22 protein-coding genes are annotated in these 22,211 nt (G+C 50.5%); 20 read left to right on the top strand and 2 right to left on the bottom strand.

Going from position 1 to position 22,211, the window contains the following annotated elements; translation table 11 throughout:
* Window positions 1–2 precede the first annotated feature (2 nt).
* The 15 genes from DW949_RS00775 (at window position 3) to phoU (ending at window position 15,471) form a co-directional block, all read left to right on the top strand.
* Window positions 3–836, top strand: a complete 834-nt coding sequence (locus DW949_RS00775; protein WP_118021380.1) for an energy-coupling factor transporter ATPase — start codon at window positions 3–5, stop codon at window positions 834–836.
* The gene (locus DW949_RS00770; protein WP_118021379.1) at window positions 827–1,693 is read left to right on the top strand and encodes an energy-coupling factor transporter ATPase; all 867 of its coding nucleotides are present in this window, start codon (window positions 827–829) and stop codon (window positions 1,691–1,693) included. Before DW949_RS00775 ends, DW949_RS00770 begins: the two co-directional genes overlap by 10 nt.
* Window positions 1,686–2,486 (top strand): energy-coupling factor transporter transmembrane protein EcfT, encoded by an 801-nt coding sequence (locus DW949_RS00765; protein ID WP_118021378.1) that lies wholly within the window; start codon window positions 1,686–1,688, stop codon window positions 2,484–2,486. Before DW949_RS00770 ends, DW949_RS00765 begins: the two co-directional genes overlap by 8 nt.
* The gene (truA, locus tag DW949_RS00760) at window positions 2,483–3,283 is read left to right on the top strand and encodes a tRNA pseudouridine(38-40) synthase TruA (RefSeq protein ID WP_118021377.1); all 801 of its coding nucleotides are present in this window, start codon (window positions 2,483–2,485) and stop codon (window positions 3,281–3,283) included. The genes DW949_RS00765 and truA overlap by 4 nt, the downstream gene beginning before the upstream one ends.
* A gap of 194 nt (window positions 3,284–3,477) precedes the next feature.
* Window positions 3,478–4,164 carry a TVP38/TMEM64 family protein gene (locus tag DW949_RS00755; protein WP_118021376.1) on the top strand — a complete coding sequence of 229 codons (687 nt, stop codon included), beginning with the start codon at window positions 3,478–3,480 and terminating at the stop codon, window positions 4,162–4,164.
* Between the two features lie 198 nt (window positions 4,165–4,362).
* A complete protein-coding gene (locus tag DW949_RS00750) occupies window positions 4,363–5,499 on the top strand; it encodes a hypothetical protein (protein WP_118021375.1) in 1,137 nt (378 codons plus the stop codon).
* Between the two features lie 16 nt (window positions 5,500–5,515).
* Window positions 5,516–7,042, top strand: coding sequence for a hypothetical protein (locus tag DW949_RS00745; protein ID WP_118021374.1), 1,527 nt, complete (start codon window positions 5,516–5,518; stop codon window positions 7,040–7,042).
* A 127-nt stretch (window positions 7,043–7,169) separates the two neighbouring features.
* Window positions 7,170–7,850 (top strand): response regulator transcription factor, encoded by a 681-nt coding sequence (locus tag DW949_RS00740; protein ID WP_118021373.1) that lies wholly within the window; start codon window positions 7,170–7,172, stop codon window positions 7,848–7,850.
* A gap of 2 nt (window positions 7,851–7,852) precedes the next feature.
* On the top strand, window positions 7,853–9,577 hold the full coding sequence (locus DW949_RS00735; protein ID WP_118021372.1) for a cell wall metabolism sensor histidine kinase WalK: 1,725 nt from the start codon (window positions 7,853–7,855) through the stop codon (window positions 9,575–9,577).
* Window positions 9,578–9,594: 17 nt separating this feature from the next.
* Window positions 9,595–10,899 carry a nickel-dependent lactate racemase gene (larA, locus tag DW949_RS00730; protein WP_118021371.1) on the top strand — a complete coding sequence of 435 codons (1,305 nt, stop codon included), beginning with the start codon at window positions 9,595–9,597 and terminating at the stop codon, window positions 10,897–10,899.
* A 270-nt stretch (window positions 10,900–11,169) separates the two neighbouring features.
* Window positions 11,170–12,057: a phosphate ABC transporter substrate-binding protein gene (locus tag DW949_RS00725; RefSeq protein WP_118021370.1), complete on the top strand. Its 888-nt coding sequence runs from the start codon at window positions 11,170–11,172 to the stop codon at window positions 12,055–12,057.
* Between the two features lie 76 nt (window positions 12,058–12,133).
* The gene (pstC, locus tag DW949_RS00720; RefSeq protein WP_118021369.1) at window positions 12,134–13,057 is read left to right on the top strand and encodes a phosphate ABC transporter permease subunit PstC; all 924 of its coding nucleotides are present in this window, start codon (window positions 12,134–12,136) and stop codon (window positions 13,055–13,057) included.
* 1 nt (window position 13,058) lies between these two features.
* A complete protein-coding gene (pstA, locus tag DW949_RS00715; RefSeq protein ID WP_118021368.1) occupies window positions 13,059–13,937 on the top strand; it encodes a phosphate ABC transporter permease PstA in 879 nt (292 codons plus the stop codon).
* Window positions 13,937–14,800, top strand: a complete 864-nt coding sequence (gene pstB / locus DW949_RS00710; protein ID WP_118021367.1) for a phosphate ABC transporter ATP-binding protein PstB — start codon at window positions 13,937–13,939, stop codon at window positions 14,798–14,800. Before pstA ends, pstB begins: the two co-directional genes overlap by 1 nt.
* Before the next feature lie 20 nt (window positions 14,801–14,820).
* On the top strand, window positions 14,821–15,471 hold the full coding sequence (gene phoU / locus DW949_RS00705) for a phosphate signaling complex protein PhoU (protein WP_118021366.1): 651 nt from the start codon (window positions 14,821–14,823) through the stop codon (window positions 15,469–15,471).
* A gap of 80 nt (window positions 15,472–15,551) precedes the next feature.
* Here phoU and DW949_RS00700 read toward each other — a convergent pair whose 3' ends face one another.
* Window positions 15,552–16,487, bottom strand: coding sequence for a YitT family protein (locus DW949_RS00700; RefSeq protein ID WP_118021365.1), 936 nt, complete (start codon window positions 16,485–16,487; stop codon window positions 15,552–15,554).
* Window positions 16,488–16,720: 233 nt separating this feature from the next.
* On the opposite strand from DW949_RS00700, the gene ispE reads away from it, so the two are divergent.
* Genes ispE through DW949_RS00680 form a run of 5 tightly spaced genes read left to right on the top strand, consistent with a single transcriptional unit; the run spans window position 16,721 to window position 21,233 of the window.
* Window positions 16,721–17,575, top strand: coding sequence for a 4-(cytidine 5'-diphospho)-2-C-methyl-D-erythritol kinase (gene ispE / locus DW949_RS00695; RefSeq protein WP_118021364.1), 855 nt, complete (start codon window positions 16,721–16,723; stop codon window positions 17,573–17,575).
* A 5-nt stretch (window positions 17,576–17,580) separates the two neighbouring features.
* Window positions 17,581–18,327, top strand: a complete 747-nt coding sequence (locus tag DW949_RS00690; protein WP_118021363.1) for a GntR family transcriptional regulator — start codon at window positions 17,581–17,583, stop codon at window positions 18,325–18,327.
* An 18-nt stretch (window positions 18,328–18,345) separates the two neighbouring features.
* Window positions 18,346–18,507: a hypothetical protein gene (locus DW949_RS13700; protein WP_199595665.1), complete on the top strand. Its 162-nt coding sequence runs from the start codon at window positions 18,346–18,348 to the stop codon at window positions 18,505–18,507.
* Window positions 18,504–19,814 (top strand): nickel-dependent lactate racemase, encoded by a 1,311-nt coding sequence (gene larA, locus DW949_RS00685; RefSeq protein ID WP_118021362.1) that lies wholly within the window; start codon window positions 18,504–18,506, stop codon window positions 19,812–19,814. Before DW949_RS13700 ends, larA (DW949_RS00685) begins: the two co-directional genes overlap by 4 nt.
* A gap of 18 nt (window positions 19,815–19,832) precedes the next feature.
* Window positions 19,833–21,233, top strand: coding sequence for an FAD-binding oxidoreductase (locus DW949_RS00680; RefSeq protein WP_118021361.1), 1,401 nt, complete (start codon window positions 19,833–19,835; stop codon window positions 21,231–21,233).
* A 57-nt stretch (window positions 21,234–21,290) separates the two neighbouring features.
* Here the strand turns inward: DW949_RS00680 and DW949_RS00675 are convergent, their stop codons facing one another.
* Window positions 21,291–22,205, bottom strand: coding sequence for a phosphotransferase (locus tag DW949_RS00675; protein WP_118021360.1), 915 nt, complete (start codon window positions 22,203–22,205; stop codon window positions 21,291–21,293).
* Window positions 22,206–22,211 lie beyond the last annotated feature (6 nt).

Here is a 22,211-nt window from a genome sequence, read left to right as displayed (position 1 = left end):
ACATGAGTACACCTATGATTAAACTCGATCATATGAGTCATACCTATGAGGATGAAAACGGGCAGACCGTCTATGCCCTGAAAGATATTTCATTGGAAATACAGCCCGGTGAATTCGTTGCCATCATCGGCACGAACGGATCGGGCAAATCGACACTGGCCAAGCATTTCAACGTCCTTCTCGTACCGACAGAGGGGACGTGTGAAGTCCTGGGAATGCGGACCGATGATCCGGCCAATTTATGGAAAATCCGCCAGAATGTGGGCATGGTTTTCCAGAATCCCGATAATCAGATCGTCGCAGCCGTCGTAGAAGAAGATGTCGCTTTCGGACCGGAAAATCTGGGTGTCCCGCCGGAAGAAATCCGTCAGCGCGTCAGTGATGCTCTGGCCAGAGTCCGCATGACGGCATTTGCCAAGCATGGCCCCCATCTTCTGAGCGGCGGCCAGAAACAGCGGGTGGCTATTGCCGGCATTCTGGCGATGCAATCCCGCTGTATCGTTCTGGATGAACCGACGGCCATGCTCGATCCTATGGGACGGAAAGAAGTCATGGATACGATCCGCCAGCTGAACCAGGAAGGCATTACCGTCATTATTATCACACACTTCATGGAAGAAGCTGTCCAGGCGGGCCGGGTCATCGTCATCCACCACGGGGAAATCAAAATGGATGGCACGCCACGGGAGGTATTTACCCACGTCGATGAGCTGTTGGAACTGGGACTTGATGTCCCTGTGCCGGCAGAACTGGCTGTCCGTCTGCGCAGGAAAGGAATCCCCTTAGAAGGGGATATTATCAGCAAGGAAGAATTGGGAGACGCATTATGTCAATAAAGCTGGAACATGTTACGCATACGTACGGTCTGGGGTCGCCGTTTGAAAAAACGGCCCTGCATGACGTGAGTCTGGAAATTGAATCGGGTGAATTTGTCGGCATTATCGGACATACGGGATCAGGAAAATCGACGCTGGTCCAGCTCCTGAACGGACTGTTGCAGCCGACACAGGGAACGGTTACGGTCGATGGCATGGACATCAGCCAGAAAACAAAAGAAGCCATGCAGATGCGCCACAAAGTGGGGATGGTTTTCCAGTATCCGGAATATCAGCTCTTTGAAGAAACCATCGCCAAAGACATCGCCTTTGGCCCCCGTAATTTCGGCCTTAGCGATGACGAAATAGAAGATCGGGTCAAAGAAGCCATGGAGTTTGTCGGGCTCGATTATAAAACCTATGCCGACCGGTCTCCCTTCCGCCTGAGCGGCGGGCAGATGCGCCGTGTCGCTATTGCCGGTGTCATTGCCATTCATCCCCAGTATCTCATTCTGGACGAACCATCAGCCGGGCTGGACCCGGCCGGGCGCAGGGAGATTTTTGCAGAAATCCAGCGCTGGCACCGGGAAAAGAATATTACGGTTATTCTCGTTTCCCATAATATGGATGATATATCCCGCATGGCAAGCCGTCTGATCGTTCTTTCCCAGGGACAGATCTGTATTGACGGGGAACCGCTGGCCGTTTTTGCAACGGAACAGGAAACGCTGCACCGTGCCGGCGTCTCTGTCCCACCTGTTACGGAAGTGCTGCAATATCTGAAAGGAAGAGGACTGCCGCTTCAGGACCGGGTCCATACGGTAGAAGAAGCGGCCGATTCTATTTATCAATGTATAAGGGGGAAAGGTCATGCTTAAAGACATCACACTGGGACAGTATTTTCCTGGTACTTCTTTTCTCCATCAACTGGATCCGCGCTGCAAAATCATAGCAACGCTGATTGTCATCGTAGCTATTTTTCTGGCCGAGTCACTGCCTGCATACGGCCTGATAACGGTGTTCATCCTCTTGTGCTTTTTTATTTCCCATCTGCCACTGAAGCTCATTCTGAAGTCGTTGAAACCTTTATGGGTCATTATTATTCTGACCATGGGCATTCATGTCTTTACGACATCCGGTACGGTCATCTGGCAGTGGGGCATCCTGCATATTACCTGGGAGGGAATCCGCCAGGGTGCGCTCATGACGGCGCGGCTCATCTACCTGATCGTATTTTCCTCCCTGCTTACGTATACGACATCGCCCATTGTCCTGACCGATGGAATCGAGCACCTGTTAAATCCGTTCCGCCGCGTCGGCGTGCCGGCCCATGAACTGGCGATGATGATGACCATTGCCCTGCGGTTTATTCCGACTCTTCTGGAAGAAACGGACCGGATCATGAAGGCCCAGACGGCACGGGGCGCTAATTTTACCAGCGGCAGTATCATGCAGCGCGGCCGGAATATGATCCCCCTGCTGGTTCCCCTGTTTGTCAGTGCGTTCCGCCGCGCTGATGACCTGGCGACGGCGATGGAGGCCCGGTGCTATCGTGGCGGTGAAGGCCGGACACGCATGCACGAACTGGCATATACATTCCGTGATACCATCGCTATGATCGTTGTTATAGGGCTGACAGCAGTTTTAGTGGCTATGCGGTGGTTCATATGAAAAAAAATATCTGCCTCATCGTTGCCTATGACGGTACGGATTTTCATGGGTTTCAGCGTCAGACAAATGCGTCGTCCATACAGTGGCATCTGGAACAGGGCCTGTCGCAGATTTTTTCTTCTCCCATTACCGTGTATGGTGCGGCCCGTACCGATGCCGGCGTACATGCCCGGGGACAGGTCGTGAATTTTTATGGGGAAGGAACGATTCCCGTAGAAAAGATACCCTATGCCATGAAAGGGTATCTGCCCTTGGAAATTGCCGTCCTTTCAGCCAGAGAAATGCCGGAGCATTTCAGCGTACGCCATGATAACGTGGGTAAGCATTACCGGTATACTATTGTCAACAGCCGTATCCATGACCCGTTCCGCCTCCGCTATGCCTGGTTTATCCGCAAGCCTCTCGATCTGGATGCCATGCGCCAGGGAGCAGAGATTCTGTTGGGAACTCACGATTTTTCGGCGTTTGAAGGAAAGAATACGACGCCTATGAATCCGGTCAAAACCATCTATGCCATCGTAGTGGAACGGCAGGGAGCGGCCGTTCATATCGACGTCCTCGGAGATGGATTCCTCTATCATATGGTCCGCAATATTGCCGGCGGACTGGTTGACCTGGGACTGCACCGTCTGACTCCTGCCCGTTTTCAGGACATCATGGAAAGCCGGGACAGGAACCGGCTGGGAGCGACGGCTCCTGCTCAGGGATTGTGCCTGGAAGAAGTGTTTTACGATGAAGCGCGGCTGCAGCAGCGCCTTTCTGATCTGCATGACCGGCGGTGGCAGGAAGAGGAATAAATGTATCTTTCCCCTATCTTAACAAGGAAATCTATGATATAATATCTGTTAGTCTGTATTGCCATGATAACGGTTACAAGGTACAAGTCTGTATCTGACAGGTAATGCAGTCGTGCGAAAGAAATTGTCTGCCTTGGCTCACAAGGCAGTCTTTTTAAGGTTATTGCAAAGGGGAAAAAGAGGATAGTATCCATATGACTGATAAGACAATAGGTTGGATTGTGCGGATTATCGGCGTATTGGCGGTAATTCTGTTCCTGTGGTCCATCCAATGGTTTCTGCCTGATTTTTACTCAACTATGTGGCGGCTGACTGTGGAAGGCGATCTGGATGGTCTGACCGATTATATCGCGTCTTTTGGCTATAGTGCCATTCTGGTCAGCGTTTTTATGATCATTTTTGCTAATGCACTGGCCATACCGTCTATTCCCTTTTTGACGGTAAACGGCGTTATCTTCGGATTGGTTCCGGGAATTATTATTTCCTGGATCGGTGAAGTACTGGGAATAGAAGTAAGTTTCCGGCTGACGCGGACATTGCTCAGGAATCAGGCTAAAAAGGTGATCCAGCGCAGCAATAAACTGGAAAAACTGGATTCGTACAGCTGTATACGCACTATCATGCTGGGACGGGCTATTCCCTATTCTCCCAATGTAGTGGTAACGGCTTTTAGTGCCCTGAGCCACATTTCGTACAGGGATCATTTTATTGCCAATGCCATCGGTAAAATCCCGGCGGTCGTCGTCGAAGTATGGTTCGGTCATGACCTGCTGCGGATTAATGAACATTGGGAACGGCTGCTGGTTCTGACAGTTATTGTCGTTGCTATTTATGGATTTTTATGGTGGCGTAAAAGACAGGCAAAAAAGCGCAGAGCTTAGAGCAAAAAGGACATGTCATTTGCAGGCGAAAGGCCGTAATGACATGTCTTTTTTACTTTTTGAGAATTTTCCTGACAGGCTGTGCAGGTTATTAGTACGGCCAGTGTTGCTTTTTATATATGAAACCGATATAATTATATAGAATAGACGAAAAAATTTATACTGATACATATACTATATGTGATGGAGGGATGCAGCATGTGGAGAAAGAAAGCAGCCTGCTTACTGGCTGTTCTGGCTATGTGCGGTACGATGGCTGCCGGTGCAGCTGATTATACAATACTGGAAAAGGCCGAAAAAGTAGAAACGACTGTATATGGCGCTCCTCAGAGCGGTTCACTCAATGACCGGATCCAGGCGCTGGATAAGACCCTGAATGGACAGGCCGGACTTTCTGGCAGTATCCAGAACCGGACGGATTCTTTGTATACCGACGTATATGGAAATTCCGGTTCTGATTTATCGTTGCTGGCAGCCGTCAACATGATGCAGTGGCAGTATTCCGGTAAAATCACGGAAGAACCACTGATCAGCCGCGTATCGGAACTGGAAGAAGGCCTGGATGGCAAAGTAGCTACAGGGTCTCTTTCCGGCCGGGTTCATGCGCTGCGGACCAGTCTTCTTGGCAATAAGAAGTTCACATCGGAAACCGTATCGGTTCCGGCTGGTACGATCGTTACGATGAAAAATATGGATCCCATCCAGTCTAAGACACTGACCGAAGGCGATACAGTGCGTTTCATCGTAGCGGAAGATGTGCAGGTTGGCGATGTCGTGGCTATTCCCCGGGGAATGGAAACCGATGCCACGGTCAGCAAGGCACGTAAGGCTGGACGGTTTGGCCGCGATGGCAAAGTAGAAATTTCCTATCATACTGTACGGGCTGCCGATGGAACGCCGGTGGCGCTGACTGTAGGGGAAAAGACGAAAGAACAGTACAAACGTACTGCCGGAGCCGTTGGGGCATCGGCAGCGGGAGCGATTATTCTCGGACCGGTCGGCCTGGTAGGAGGGCTTTTTGTCAAAGGCAATGACGTCGATATTCCTGCCGGAACGGTTATGTATGCGGAAACAAAGGCGAATACCGATGTGGTCGGGTTCCGCCAGAACGGAGAAAAAACAGATACGGCTACCGCTGATATGGCGGCAAGTGGTGTTGCTGTGCCGTCTTCTTCCGTAAGCCGCACGGCTCCGGAAGAAGGTCCCGTGACCGATACGACGACAGCGGAATTAAAACAAGCGGAAGCGGTGACCCCTGTACCGTTGGAACACGATACGACAGCAGACTCCGATGATATCCAGTCTACTGTAACGATTACACCGACGAATGAATAATTGACAGGTGACATAGATGAATAAAAGGTTGACAGTGGCGGTTCTTTTGGCATTGCTGCCTCTTTCTTTGCAGATTTCTGCCCAGGACGTGCCGGCTGACAAGAGCAGCGCTATAGTAAAAAATCATAGGGAAGAAACATTGCCTGTAGCCCGGACGGCTGCAGACGGTGTACAGGCAGTCGATCTGGATGAAGCTTCGGCTGCCCACGATGTAGTCCTGCCCCAGCAGCCGGTCCACATGACGGCAGATAAAGTACTTGTCCGCGGCAAGGACGGTTTTGTTGCCGGCCGCGGCAATGTGGACATCATGCGGGGGATGGATGAAATCCATGCCAATACGATAGAAGGTAATACGAAGTCCCAGGTATATCATACAGCGGGGAAAGCAGTTTATCTGAACAGTACCATGGCGCTGGAAACGACGGGTCTGACGTACTCTGGTACAGGACCGGGTGCTACTATGGACACGGTTCAGGGATTTATGGATCCCATGACGTACATCCGCGGGACCGGGGCAGAAATGTATGATGGTACAGGCTATGTCAGACACGGACTCATTACGACGCCTCATGCCGTAGCCAAAACGCCGGACTATTATATTACCGGTGATGATATCCACATTTACCCCGGTGAGAAATTTACGGCAGAAAATACGAAATTGTGGTTCAAGAACATCTGTCTCTTCACGTATGGCCATTACGAAGGCAGACTGGATAAAGAACGCAATCAGAAGCCGTGGATTTTTTCCCTTCTGCCGCGTCCGACGTATAATAATGACAACGGCATCGGCCTGCGCGGCGATGCCCGTTTCCCCATGAATCAGAATGGGGACCTCTATATGGACGTAAACTATGCAATTTACTCCAAAGAAGGCTTCAAGCCAGGGCTTAAAGTCGGCAAACGGACGCCTGTCGGGACCTTTACGTTTGGTTACAGTAAGGAAGAAAGTACTGACAATGACAATCATATCTGGGCTACGCGCTGGCCGGAACTGCGGTATTATATGCCGCGCATCTACGCCGGCAGCTCCGGTATTTATGCCGATGGCAGCGCCAGCTGGGGCCGCTGGTCTGAAGGGGAACGGGAAGGTGTACATAAAGGATTCCGTACAGAGCTGACCCACAATCCGATTCACTTGTGGTCCAAGGCCAATCTCCGCTTCTTTACGGGATACAGGAAGGATTTGTATTCTTATCGCGATGCCGTCCGGAAGGATCCCTACTGGGGCGTTATACTCAATCAGGGAATCAATTCGCGGCTGTGGACGAGTTTCTGGTATAAAAAACATAATCTGAGCGGATATACACCGTATCGCTTTGATACGATCGATCATCCCCGTCAGAAAGGGTTCTCTGTAGGGTATGTCCTGACGCCTCTCGATACGATTATGTTTACGTTTAATAAGAACCTCGATAATGGTAACATCGATGACCGTAATTTCACATGGATCCGGGACCTCCATTCCTTTATTGCTACGGTTACCTATAAACAAGTGGATAAAGAATGGGAAGTCCAGCTTATATCCAAAGATTTAGATTTCTAACTATCCGGCAGCTGTGCCTGGGCACAGCTGCTTTTTACATACCTTTTACAGAAGTTACATAATGCATACATATAATATCTATATACTGTATTGTATAATCTTATGACCTGAAGAAAGGGTGGTACACGTGCCTTTGATTTATTGTGTAGAAGACGATGCAAGTATCCGGGAACTCATAGGGTATGCCCTGGAAAGTCAGAATTTTGCTGTAAAAACGATGGCAGACAGTCATGAATTCTGGCAGACTTTGGAAAGTGAAAAACCAGATCTGGTCCTCCTGGATATTATGCTGCCTGGTGAAAGCGGTCTGGACATCCTGAACCGACTGCGCAGCCAGACCGCATATAAAACGCTGCCGGTTATCATGCTTACGGCGAAAACCAGTGAATTCGATATTGCCAAGGGTTTGAACGATGGAGCTGATGACTATGTCAAAAAACCATTTGGCATCGTGGAACTGACTTCCCGCATCCACGCAGTGCTCCGCCGCTGCCAGGCCAGGGGAGAAGTGGGTCAGGTACTGGAATGCGGAACCGTTCATATGGATGAAGAACGACATGAAGTAACCGTAGATGGCGTGCCGTGCCCTCTTACCGTCAAGGAATTTGAATTATTACGGTATATGCTGATCAACCAGAGTATCGTCCTGACGCGGGAACGCATCATGGAAGCGGTCTGGGGATTTTCCTATGAAGGAGAAACGCGTACCATCGACATGCACATCCGCAGCCTGCGCCAGAAACTGGGCCCGGCCAGCCGGATGATTCACACCGTGCGCGGTGTCGGCTATGTCATGAAAGGTGACTAGTCATGAGAAAGCGCATTTATCTCAGCCTGCTGGCCATTGGTTTTGCCTGCATGGCCGTTACTATGATTATCTATAGTGTCCTTGTCTGGCATTCCATGCAGGGACAGGCAGAAGAAGAACTTAAAAATACTATGACCGTCCTGACGACAGGAATGAAACAGGTGGCCAGTCCTCTGACCTACCTGCAGGAAACCGGTCATTCCGAAAAGGGAATCATGCGGATTACCTGGATCGGACCGGACGGGAATGTATTATATGAATCGGATTACGACCATGGAATCATGGAAAATCATCTGGAACGGCCGGAAGTGCAGCAGGCTATACGGACGGGATCCGGTTCTTCTATCAGAGATTCCCATACGTTGTCAAAAATGCTGTACTATCAGGCTGCGCGCCTGGACGATGGATCCGTACTGAGACTCAGTATGGAACGGGATTCCTTGTATGCCCATTTTGCGTCTCTGCTGCCTCTCCTGTGCCTGCTCCTCTTGTTTATGTTCCTCTGTTGTATCCTGGCGTCGCGCAAACTGACTGCCAGTCTCCTGGCGCCGCTGCGCCGTACGGCCCTCATTATGGAACATATCGGATCTCCTGAAAGCATCCAGGGCAAAGTACCACCTGTATATAGTGAACTGCGGCCTCTTGTAGAGAAAATACTCGAACAGAGCCAGACCATTGAACATACGATACAAACACTGGAAAAACAGCGGAATATTATCCGTCTCATGCTGGAAAATCTTCAGGAAGGGGTTATTCTGACCGATACAACCTATAAAGTCCTGGTCATCAATCAGTGCGCTCTGTCTGTCCTGAATCTGCGCCGGGACCTGGCTGTGACAGGGCTTTCACTGCCATCTCTGTTTACCGAACCGGACTGGCAGGCTATCCGTGGAAACGATATGTCCGGCATAGCCCAGGAACAGCGCCTGAGCAAGGATGACCTGTTGTATCATCTGACGGTGCAGCCCGTATATAAAAACAAGGAAGTGTACGGTATCCTGTTTATTCTCGACGATATAACGGAACAGGAACGGCGGGAACAATTGCGCCGGGAATTTACCTCGAATGTTTCCCATGAACTGAAAACACCACTTACGTCTATACGGGGTTTTTCGGAAATACTGTCGGCCGGTATGTTTAAGAATAAGGAAGATGTCCAGCATTTTGGCAGCCGGATTCACGAACAGGCCGAACGGCTGCTTTCTATGATTGAGGAAATCATTCATTTATCCCACATTGAAGAACGGCGGAAAATGCAGGAACGCGGGCCCGTATACCTGGAAGCCGTCGTGCAGGATGTTGTCGGTTTTATGGAACCGGTCCTTCATGAAAAGCAGGTCACAGTCCATTGCGAACTGGAAAAGGTACCTGTATGGGGCGAAGCGGGACGGCTTAGGGAAGTCGTCATGAATCTCATCGACAATGCCGTAAAATATAACCGGCCCGGCGGTCATATGTATGTGACCGTCCGCTCCGAGGAACACCGGGTCCTGCTCATCGTCAGGGACACAGGCATCGGCATCCCGGAAGATAAGCAGAAACGCGTATTTGAGCGCTTTTACCGCGTTGATGCCAGCCGCTCCCAGACGATTTCCGGCAGCGGCCTGGGACTGGCCATTGTCAAGCATATTGTAGAACAGCATCAGGGAAGGATTTCCCTGCAGAGCAAAGAATGGGAGGGAACGACGATTACCGTTTCCTTTCCCTTATATCGTACAAATCAGTGAAAGGCAGAACAGAAGACATGAAATCATTTGAGTTTCCCTATGGGAAAGGGAGTCAGAGCCTGGCTCTGGATGAACGGCATATACAATATTATCTTACAGGTTCTCCCTCGGACGTTATATTCGATGAAGAAACGGCTATCCGCGATTCTCTTCGCCATCCCATAGGCAGCCGTCCTCTTCTCGATTGTGTAAAACCGGACGGTACGATTGTCATTATTGTCAGTGATATTACCCGGGCCGTCCATACGGACCGGATGCTGCGGGCCATCGCATCCGAACTGGAAGAAGCAGGTATCAGCGATGATCAGATTACTGTCCTCGTCGCACTGGGGACGCACCGCCAGCAGACAGAAGAAGAAACAGCGGCTGTGTGCGGAAAGGACATGGTACGGCGGCTGAAGGTCGTGCAGCATGATTGCCACGATGACAGTCAGCTCGTATCGGTGGGAACGACTTCCTATGGCAATGACGTTCGCCTGAACCGTCTGGCTGTTGAGGCTGATACGGTCATCCTGACCGGCGCCGTTTCCTTTCACGATATGGCTGGCTTCGGCGGCGGCCGCAAGGCAGTACTACCTGGCATTGCCGGGTATGATACGATCATGACCAATCATGCCCTGGCATTGAATGATGCCTGCCCGTACGGTATGGATCCCCGGTGTGATGCGGGAAAACTCGCGGACAACCCGATTCATTGCGATATGATGGAAGGTGCAGCTTTCCTCAGACCGGCATTCCTCGTCAATCTGGTCCTCACGGCGGATGGCGGATTGCACGATGTCGTGAGCGGCAACTGGCGCACGGCCTGGCAGGAAGGCTGCCGGCGCCTGCTGGCGCTGGATGGCGTACCAGTCGGCCATCTGTCTGACGTCGTAATCGGATCTGCCGGGGGACATCCCAAAGATATCAACCTGTATCAGGCCACAAAGGCCCATATGAACGCTGTTTTTGCCGTAAAGCCCGGCGGTATCCTGATTCTGGCCATGGCCTGCCCCGATATGTATGAGCCGGCAGACTTTACGGACTGGTTCTTCCGGGATGATCTGGATGCGGTACTTGCTGCCGTGCGCCAGCATTTTACCATTCCTGCGTTTTCGGCGTATAAGACCCGTTGTCTCATACGGATGATGAAAGAAGTATATATTGTCACCGACCGGGCTTACTTCGATGTCATACAGAGGACTGGTGAAATTCCGGCTGCAACCATGGAAGAAGCCTGGCAGATGGCGCAGAAGACACTGCAGGCAGAAAATAAAAAGGACTATACCATTACCGTCATGCCTTATGCGGCGGCGACGCTGCCTGTATATCAAAAAGGATGAGGCGTTCTCCGGCCGATAATGGCCTTGTTCTATTTATACTATAAAATATACATAAGATAATCAGAGTGTGCTGTTCCAGTACGTCTTCCCCCTGATGGAAGATGTGCCGGAACAGCATTTTTTTATGGCGTATACCATTCCGGGACGTGACAGAACGGGATTTTTTTGACAGAATCTTTACACTCTTTACATAGATCCCTTACACGGCCTTGTTACCATTAGGTTGCAATCGAACAAGGAAACCAATTTCCACAAAGGAGACGATTTACGATGAAATGGAAAAAATTAGTTCTCGTAGCCTTAGCTGCTATGATGGTTGTAACTGCTGCCGGGTGCGGTAGTTCTGGTGACAAGGATAAGGGAGCTTCCGGTAAGCAGGCTGCTGTTTCCGGCAGTATTACCGGTTCCGGTTCTTCGGCACTGCTGCCACTCGTAAAGGATGCGGCAGAACAGTTCAAGGCTGGCAATAAGGACGTTACTATTACTCTTAATGCCGGTGGTTCCGGTACGGGCCTGAAACAGGTATCCGACGGTTCCGTCGATATGGGCAACTCCGATGTTCCGGCTGAAACGAAACTGGACAAAGCCAAAGCAGAAAAACTGGAAGATCATAAGGTCTGTGTCATGACCGTTGCTACGATTATTAATAAAGATGTAGGCGTAAAGAACCTGACACGGCAGCAGCTGCAGGATATCTTTACAGCTAAAATCACCAACTGGAAAGACGTTGGCGGTAAAGACATGCCGATCGTTCTCGTAACACGTCCGAAAACATCGGGTACACGTGCTCTCTTCAAACAGTATGCAATCAATGGCGCTGAAGAAGCCGATAACAAATCCCTTGAAACAGATAACTCCGGTATCCTCATCCAGAGCGTAGCCCAGAATCCGGGCGCTGTTGGATATGTCGCTCTTCCGTATCTTATCAAAGACAGCAGTGTGGATTCCGTTTCTATCGACGGTGTAGCACCGACGTTGGAAAATACCTATAATGGTACATACAGTGTCTGGGGTTATGAACACATTTACACCAGCAAAGAACCGAAAGCAGCTGTCAAAGCCTTTATCGAATTCATCCAGGGTGCTGAATATGGCAAACGGATTGAAGAACTTGGCTATGGCGTAAGTTCCAAGATGCAGACTAAAGAAGTTCACTAAGTATATTCATTCAGATAGTGCGGCGCCGGGTTTTAGTATAAAATCCGGCACGCTGTTTCTCATAGGGGGACAGGTTATGAAGGCAATCGATACGGTAGTCCAGAAGGCTCACCGCAACGAGAAAGCAGCCAGAACCTTTATTACGATTTGCGGCATCGGTATGGCACTGGTGCCGCTTCTCATTGGCGCTTTTCTCTTTATTAAAGGTACAGATACATTCTTTACATTCGGTCACAGTGTAACGGAATTCTTATTTTCCGGCCAATGGAAACCGAGCGATACGGCAGAAGGCGGCGGACAGGTCGGCGCGGCTATGTTCCTGACCGGTTCACTGGTCACATGTGCACTGGCACTGCTTATTTCCCTGCCCTTCAGCATGGCTTCATCTATCTACATGACGGAAATCGCGACACCCCGGCGACGCCGCCTGATCCAGCCGGCTATCGAACTCTTTACGGGTATTCCGTCTGTTGTATATGGTTTTGTCGGGATGACCGTACTCATTCCGGCGCTCCGGAAACTGTTCCCTATGCCCTTTGGCTTTTCTGTACTGGCAGCAGGTATCGTCCTGGCAATCATGATTTTCCCGACCATCACGACGATGGCAGCGGATGCTATGGCAGCCGTTCCCAAGTCCTGGCGGGAAGCCTCGTACGGCCTGGGTGCGACGCGCTGGGAAACCATTGCCCATGTCGTTCTTCCGGCAGCTAAAAGCGGTATTTTTACCGGTATTATCCTGGGACTGGCCCGGGCGCTGGGGGAAGCACTGGCTGTTGCCATGGTTATCGGACAGATGAAAGTCTTTCCCACGTCTCTCTTCTTACCGGCCAGTACGTTGACTACCGCTATATCTGCCGATATGGGCGGTGCCATGGAAGGCGGCGAATATAATGCCGCGCTGTGGACGATGGCGCTGGTATTGTTCCTGCTGTCGTTCCTCTTTATCTTTATTATCCATCAAATCAATGCCGCTTCCGATTTAAAAGGAGGCAGAAACTAATATGATCAGTGTTGAAGCAAAAAAAAGAAAAGATAAGTGCATGACCCGCATTTTCGTCGCAGGGGCAGCCTTTGCCGTCATCCTGCTTATCGCCTTCGTCCTGTACGTCGTCATCGACGAGGTCGGCGGTATGACAAGTAAAATGCTCTCCTTTGGCCCTCAGGGACTGGGAAACATGTTCTTTAATACGATTTACCTTGTTTTTCTGGCTCTCGTTGCCAGTACGATCACGGGGATTCCGGCAGGTATTTTCCTGGCTGAATACGCGAAGAAAGGCCGCCTGACCCACTGGGTCCGCATGGCTGTAGAAACGCTGGCATCTCTGCCATCCATCGTCGTCGGCTTGTTTGGCTACCTCGTATTTATCGTCATGACCGGTTCACAGTGGAATCTGTTTGCCGGCGCACTGGCCGTCTCTATCCTGACATTGCCGCTGGTCACATCGGTCACGGAAGATGCATTGCGCAATCTGCCATCCAGTTACCGTAACGGCAGTCTGGGACTGGGGGCTTCTCACTGGCAGACTATCTGGCGCGTCCTGCTTCCTGCCTGCTTCCCGCGCATTATGACGGGGCTCATCATGGCCGCCGGACGTGGCTTCGGGGAAGCTGCTGCGCTGATGTTTACGGCTGGTATGTCTACGGATATTAACTGGACGGACTGGGATATTACGTCTTCTTCGTGTCCGTTGAATCCGTTCCGTCCCGGCGAAACACTGGCTCTGAATATCTGGGCCCTGCGCACGGAAGCGCTTCAGGCCGATGCAGCCCAGCAGGCAGCGTCGTCGTCGGCAATCTTGATGATCATGGTCCTGTCTTTCAGCCTGGCAGCCCGGTATCTGAGCTACCGCATTGACAAGAAAATGGGAGGAAATAAATAATGGCAGAAATGACAAAAACGCTGACCGGCTTTGCCGCTGCGGAAATTGAAAAAAAACAGGAAGCATCACTGGCACAGGAACAAGCGGCCGTACAGGAAGCTGCCGGCACAGCTGAATATACATTTGATGTTACCGATATGGATTTGTTTTATGGTGATTTCCAGGCCCTGAGCAATATCAGCATGAAAATAAAAAAACATGAGATTACCGCTCTCATCGGCCCTTCCGGCTGTGGGAAATCGACGTTTTTAAAAACGCTGAACCGCATGAATGACTGGGTGGAAGGTTGCCGTGTCACGGGCAAAATCCTGTTTGAAGGAAAAGATATTTTTAAAGAAGTCGATCCACTGGCCCTGCGCTACCGTGTCGGCATGGTTTTCCAGCAGCCGACTCCGTTCCCTAAGAGCATTTACGAAAACATAGCCTACGGTCCCCGTATACAGGGCATCACGAATAAACAGAAACTCGACGAAATCGTTGAAAAAAGTCTCCGCCAGGCAGCCTGCTGGGATGAAATGAAAGATCGTCTCCAGAAGAGCGCCCTCGGCCTTTCCGGCGGCCAGCAGCAGCGTCTGTGCATTGCCCGTACGCTGGCAGCAGACCCGTCGGTCATTCTCATGGACGAACCGACGTCGGCACTGGATCCGATTTCCACGCAGAAAATCGAAGACCTGGCACTGGAACTGAAAGAAAATTATACCATTGTCATCGTAACACACAGTATGCAGCAGGCACGCCGTATATCCGATAAGACAGCGTTTTTCCTCCTTGGGGAACTGATTGAATTCAATAATACGCTGGATATGTTTACCAATCCGTCCAATCCGAAGACGGAAGAATATATTACAGGCCGGTTCGGCTAAGAGGGGAGCGTCCATACACCATGTTGGAAATTTACGAAAAATCCGTAACAGAACTGCGGAATGAAATGATTGAATTGGGCATCAAAGTGGAACAGGCCGTCGATAACGCCTGGAAGGCTCTGGAACATAAAGATATCGAACTGGCTAACCGGATTTATAACGGTGATGACGAAATCGATGCTATGGTCAAGGACTGCATGAAAAAAGACCTGACGATCAGCATGATGCAGGGCCCTGTTGCAGCCGACTACCGCGCCCTGATGGCTACGTTGAAAATCCTTTCCGATCTGGAACGGATAGCCGATCACTGTGCCGATATCAGCCATTATGTCATTCATCTGGAAAAAACGCATCATAATGTACCCCTGCCGGCAGGTCTCAGGGAAATGTATGGCGTCATGTCTTCCATGGTCAGTGATGTCATAGACTTTTACAAAGAAAAAGGGTCTGCTGCCCAGGCAGGTATGATGCGGGATAAAGACGATATTGTCGATATGGCCTTTAACTCTATCATGACGGAAATCTCCAAAGAAATTACGGCTCACCCGGAAAATTCCCGTGACTATATCGCCATCGTCCTGGTCGTAAAATATATTGAACGCATGGCCGATCATGCCAATAATATTGCCGAATGGCTTATATACCGCGATACGAACGAACTGCGCATATAGTATGTCTGTTTTATATCGCAAGAAGGGCTGTCACACGAAACAATTCTGCTTCGTGTGACAGCCCTTTTGATGTAATCTGATTAATATTCCGGCGGCAGTGTATTTTTTGTGTGGGGAATTCCCATAGACGATTTCTGTATATCATCATCTTTGGCAGCCGGACGGGTAAAGCCCTGGCCTACGACTTCCGAAGCGTCGCTGATGATCATGAATGCTTTGGGGTCCAGTTTGTTTACCAGTTCTTTTACTTTGGATACTTCCGTCAGTTTGATGATGGCATAGACAATCTGTTTATCCTGCATCGTATAGGCTCCCTGACCGTGAAGATAGGTGGCTCCGTGGCCTGTATAGCGCATCAGGACCTGGGCAATCATGCTGGCCCGGCTGGAGATGATGACGACCGATTTGCGCTGCTTGAGCCCGACGACGACCTTGTTGGTGACAAAGGCGGAAATATAGACTCCGACGAAGGTCAGTACAGCCAGTTCCAGTGTAAATAAGTAGGCTGCAAAAATCAGGATAAAGCCGTTGAGGATCATGACGACATTTCCCATTTCCAGAGAATAATACTTTTTCACAATGGCACCGACGACATCCAGGCCGCCGCTGTTTCCGTTGTACTTATAGATGATGCCCATGCCGAGGCCGTTTACAGCCCCGCCGGTGATGGAAGAAATAATCGGGTCCTTGATGAGATTCAGGTCTGTCAGGAAGGCCGTAGCATCAAAGGCAATGGAGATGACGATCGTCCCGACGATGCTGAGTATGGTATACTGACGTCCCATGAATTTGTAACAGGCTACCATGATAGGAATATTCAGGATGAACATGCCAATGCCGATGGGAAGTCCTGTCAGGTAATAGATGAGAATGGAGATACCGCCAATCCCTCCGCTCAGGAGATGATGAGGAATGAAAAATGCTGTGACACCCGCTGCGGCGATAAAGCTTCCGATGGTGGTCGCAATGTACGGGATGAGAAACTCTTTCAAATTGAAATCTTCCTTGACTTTCATAATGCCTCCCTGGTCCGAATAGTTGAAAGTACGTTGTAAAATGTGAAAAAAAACATTATAATGAAGATTACAATACAGGCATTATAGATATGTATGCCCGCCGGTACACGGCCTGTCACATGGATATCCGGCTGTCTCATCATTATAGCATACGTAAGTTTTAATTCAACACAAAAAAATGTAAATCGTACTGAAAAAATAAAGCGTGGCATAGATAGAACAGGAGATACAGCATGATAGAAGAAAAAGCATATGGGAAAATCAATCTGGCACTACGGATTACGGGACGACGTGATGACGGATATCATGATATTGATACGGTATTCCAGTCTATCGGCCTGTATGATACAATCCGGCTGGAACCAGCGGACTGCGTAGAAATTTCCTGCTCTGAACCGGCTCTCCCCTGTGACCGGTCCAATCTGGCTTACAAGGCCTATGAAGCGCTGCGCCCGTACTGCAAGGGCAAAGCCGGCGTCCGTATCCATATTGTCAAGAAAATCCCGATTGCTGCCGGTCTGGCCGGTGGCAGTACGGACTGTGCGGCTGTCCTGAGAGGACTGAACCGGCTCTGGCACCTGGGTCTTTCTTATGACCAGTTGTGCCGTATCGGGGCCCGTCTCGGCGCTGACGTTCCCTTTTGTATCCGTGGCGGTACGGCCCGGGGAACGGGCATCGGGGAAATCCTGAAAAAACTGCCGTCGCTGCCAGACTGGCCTGTGCTGATTGTCCATCCGCATATTGCCGTGCATACGGCCAGGGCGTACAGCCTGTTCGATTCCCAGGATGTACAGTCTCCGGTCGATATCAATGCCCAGGAAGAGGCAGTCCGGGCAGGCCTTCTGGAACGGGTTACGGCGGCATTGGGAAATACCTTTGAAGAACTGGTGATTCCCGATGTACCGGAAATCAGCCATTTTAAGCAGTTGCTGCGCAGAGAAGGACTGAAACCGCTTATGTCGGGCAGCGGCCCGACACTCTTTGCGCTCATTCCGCCTTCTCTGAAGCATCATGAAATCGCAGGACGGCTGCGGCACCTGGCAGGTGATGCCGATATCTTTACCAGTACATTAGTGACGGGGGATTAAATACGATGGAAACAAATACAAAACATACAAAGCTGGAACCGATTAAATTAGATGCCTATAAGCCGTTGCGTGAAGTCGTCAGTGAATCGTTGCGTAAGGCGATTAAAGACGGCGTGTTAAAACCGGGTGAACGACTCATGGAAATCCAGCTGGCCGATGAACTGGGCGTCAGCCGCACGCCTATCCGGGAAGCCATCCGAAAACTGGAACTGGAGGGGTTTGTCGTCATGGTTCCACGGCGCGGTACCTATGTAGCAGATATTTCCCTTAAGGATATCGCCCAGGTTTTCGAAATCCGCAGTGCTCTCGAAGAATTATCGGCGGGGCTGGCAGCGGAACGGATTACACCGGATGAACTGGAAGACCTGGAACGGATTCTCGTTGAAATCAATGAGTATATTGCCAACGATGATTTCGATAAAATTGTCGATGCCGATATCCGCTTCCATGATGTACTGTACCACGCCAGCCGTAATAACCGGCTCGTCGATATACTGAATAACCTCAGGGAACAGATGCTGCGGTTCCGTTCCATTTCTATGCATTATCCGGGCCGTCTGGCTGCAACATGGGAAGAACACCGGCAGCTCGTGGAAAATATAGCTAATCACAATAGCGCCCAGGCGCGTAAAATTGCGAAAAAACACATGGAAAATTCCGAAAAAACACTGCTCAAGGGCATCAGTAAGGATGAAGAATCGGCCCGCTGGGTACACGAACTTTTCCCTCATGCTCCTGAAGACCATTCGTAACAGGCAGGTGTGACGCTCATGCATCAGTTAGCTCATTGTTTGAAATCATTCCGGCATAAATTTGACCGTGATGACGACTTTGAAGAATTTCTCTTTATTCTGGCCTTTATGTTGTTTGTGCTGCTGTTTGTCCGGGTACTGGTGGCTATATACATGGGACATTGGGGGTTGTTTGAATGAAGACATATGTGCTTCCCTACGGCAAGGGAAATCAAACAGTAGATTTACCGGAAGACCATGTATTATATGATCTGCATGGTCCCGGAACGAACGCTATAGAAGATGAAGAACAGGCTGTACGGGACGCACTGCGTCATCCTGTGGGCTCCAGACCGCTGGAGGATATCATAGAACCATCGGATACGGTCTGTATCGTCGTCAGTGACATTACCCGGCTGGTCCATACGGACCGCATGCTGCCCGTACTGGTGCAGGAACTGAACCGTATAGGCGTTCACGATGATCAGATTACGGTCCTCGTTTCCCAGGGGACACACCGGGCTCATACGGCAGAAGAAGATGAAATAGTCTGCGGACGCGATATGGTGCGCCGTCTGCGCATAGTCCAGCATGACTGTCACGATGACCGTGCCATGACGTATATAGGCCGCACGAGTTTTGGCAATGACGTTTATATTAATTCTATCGCGGCAAAGGCCGATAAACTGATTCTTACAGGAGCTGTTTCCTTCCATCCCATGGCGGGGTTCGGCGGCGGACGAAAAGCCCTATTGCCAGGCATTGCCAGATTTGATACGATTATGCGCAATCATGCCCTGGCTCTTTCAGAGGTTCCCGGCAGTGGCTGCCACCCCGGCTGTCATGCCGGAGCTCTTGAGGGAAATCCCTTTCATGAAGATATGAGGGAAGCCTGTGCCATGGTCCGGCCCGATTTTCTCATCAACACGGTTTTTACACCCGATGGTGATTTGTACGAAGTCGTAGCCGGTCACTGGGATGCGGCATGGGAAAAAGGATGTCAAGATCTGCTGCGTATAGGGAGTGTACCCATAACGAAGCTGGCCGATGTGACTATTGCTTCTGCCGGCGGATATCCCAAAGACCTGAACCTGTATCAGTCCGTGAAAGCACATATGAATGCCGTCCTGGCCACCCGACCGGGAGGGATACTCATATTTACCCTGGAATGTCCGGATATACAGGAACCGGCCATTTTTACAGACTGGTTTTTCCGGGACGATCAAAGGCAGTGTGAACAGGAACTGAGGCAGCAGTTCCTCATGCCCGGATTCGTGGCCTTTAAGGCCCGTTGCATCATTCAGTCCATGAAGGCCGTATATGTCGTAACGCGGAAAGAAAATTTTGATGTCATCCGCAGGAGTGGCCAGATTCCGGCGGCTACTCTGGAAGAGGCCTGGCAGATGGCCCAATCGCTTCTGCAGGAGGAAGGCTGCCGCGATTTCAGCATTACTGTTATGAGTCACGCAGCGGCGACGCTTCCCCTTTTGCGTCCTGAACATGTCTGATAGAAAGGAACTACGTATATGAAATATAATCCCGTAACCGGCGATGTGATACAGGCATTGCAGCAGATCACTGGAGAAAAATATGTCAAAACCGATCCGGACGTACTGGCGGCCTATCAGTCTGATGAAAGCCTGGCTCCCGATATGTGGCATCTGCCGGAAGTCGTCGTCGCTCCCGGCAGTACAGAAGAAGTCGCGCGTATCATGAAGGTGGCGAACCAGTATAAAATACCGGTTACCCCGCGCAGTGCCGGTACCAGTGTCAGCTGCGGAGCCGTTCCCGTCTGCGGCGGCATCGTCCTTTTGATGGAACGGATGAACCGCATCCTGGAAATCAATGAAGACGGCATGTATCTCGTCGCTCAGGCTGGTGCCCGTACATCGGATATACAAAATGCCGCCAAAGCCAGAGGACTGATGTATGCCGGCGATCCGTGCAGTGCAGACAGCTGCCTTATCGGAGGCAATCTGGCTACCAATGCCGGTGGGAATAAGGCCGTCCGCTATGGAACGACGCGGCATCAGGTCTATGCCATCGAAGTCGTCCTGCCTAATGGCAAAATCACCAATCTGGGGGCGCCCCTAAAAAAATGCTCGACCGGGTATTGTCTGGACCAGCTGATCATCGGGTCAGAAGGTACCCTGGGTATCATTACACAGGTCACACTCAAGCTGGTACCTCTCTGCCCGTACAAACTGGACGTGCTGGCTGTTTTTACCGACCTTGCCAAGGCGACGGCACTGGTGCCGAAACTGGTGAAAGCCGGCCTGAATCCTACGTCGGTGGAATTTATGGACAATAACTTCGTCCGCCGGGCCAGTGATTACAGTGAACTGCGCCTGCCTCATTATGAAGACGGGTTTTACGATATTATTTCCATCGAAACGTTCAGTGAAGCGGACCTCGATGCCAAGATGGACATACTGGCGTCTATCTGTGAAAAAGCAGGAGCTACGGACGTCGTGGAAGCCGATGACCGGGTCTGGAAAGTGCGCCGCAATTGCCTGGAAAGCACGCGGGCCTTATCGAAAGTCGCTACGTCGGAAGACCTGGTCGTGCCGGTGCCCAAAATCGCAGAATGTATCCAGACCTTAGTGGCAGAAAGCAAAAAATACGACTTTCTCCTGTTCTGCCTGGCCCATGCCGGTGATGGAAATCTTCATTTCCAGATCATGAAACGTGATATGAGCGATGAAGAATGGAAAAAGCAGGTAGCCGCTTTCCGCGGCTTTGCCTATCCCTATGTCTACAAACTGGGCGGACGCCTTTCCGGTGAACATGGCATCGGCTACAAACGGCTGCCTTATCTGGAACAATGTGCCGACCCGGTTGAGCTGGAACTGATGAAAACGATTAAACGGGCACTCGACCCCAATGATATTTTAAATCCCGATAAAGTTATCCATATCGATGACTGATATACCTGTATACGAAGCATCCCATTACGGATTGGACCGTAATGGGATGTTTTTTTATTACAGGACCAGATTTTTTAACTCCGTATGCATGTCTTCATGGAGCAGATCAATGTTCTTCCGGAGCCGTTCATGACGGAACGCACAGTAATCGAGAAAATCGTCGCCATTATAGTGCCGGATGAGGGCCCAGTTTGTCCACAGGAAGTCCTGTTCCAGCATAGCGAGCTTGATTTTCATCAATTCGTCATCGGATACGGGGCGCTGGAAGTACTGCTGCAGCAAATAGTCGATGGCAAAAGTGGGAAGCCGGGATTCCAGTATGTAGCCGGCAATGTCCCAGTACAGGCTGTTCATGCCGGCGTATTCCCAGTCAATGAGATAGGCTTCTCCTGTGGTCATGCTGACGAGAAAATTTTCCGGGACCGTGTCGTTATGACAGGGGACGAGGAAGGAATACGTATCATACATATCCTGCCAGATACAGAGCTGTTCTTTGATGTACCCGTGATCCGTAAATAGTTCGCCACGCTGTTCCTGGATAATCGTTTCGTATTTCGTCAGTTCAGACAGCCAGTCGAAGCGGTTGGGAAAAGGTTTTTTTAATTGGTGGACCTGCTTCATGAGAGAGATGACAATCTGTATATTCTCTTTCAGCTGCGGTCCTATCTGGGACAGATTGCGGCTGCCCGGCACATAGGTCGTAATCTTGATGCCGCTTTTGGCGTCGAAATACAGGCAGGGACAGTTGATGCCGGCCTGGGAAACCTGGGTATTGTTTTCCAGTTCGGTCTGACGATCGATCATCTGCTCAGTCATTCCGCCAGGCTGGCGTATGACATAGTCCTTTCCATGGATGGTCATGATGTAATTGTAATTCGTCAGACCGCCGGCGAACCGTGATTTGTCGAAGCGCAGCGTTTCGTCATGGAAGAAGCGCCGTAGTGTGAGCTGTATAAGTTCTTCTATTTGCATGGTATA

Origin of the sequence: Megasphaera sp. AM44-1BH, assembly GCF_003467125.1 — a bacterium.
GTDB lineage: Bacteria > Bacillota > Negativicutes > Veillonellales > Megasphaeraceae > Megasphaera.
Note: the sequence above shows the minus strand (reverse complement) of the source record. Positions and strands in the feature narration are given on the sequence as shown.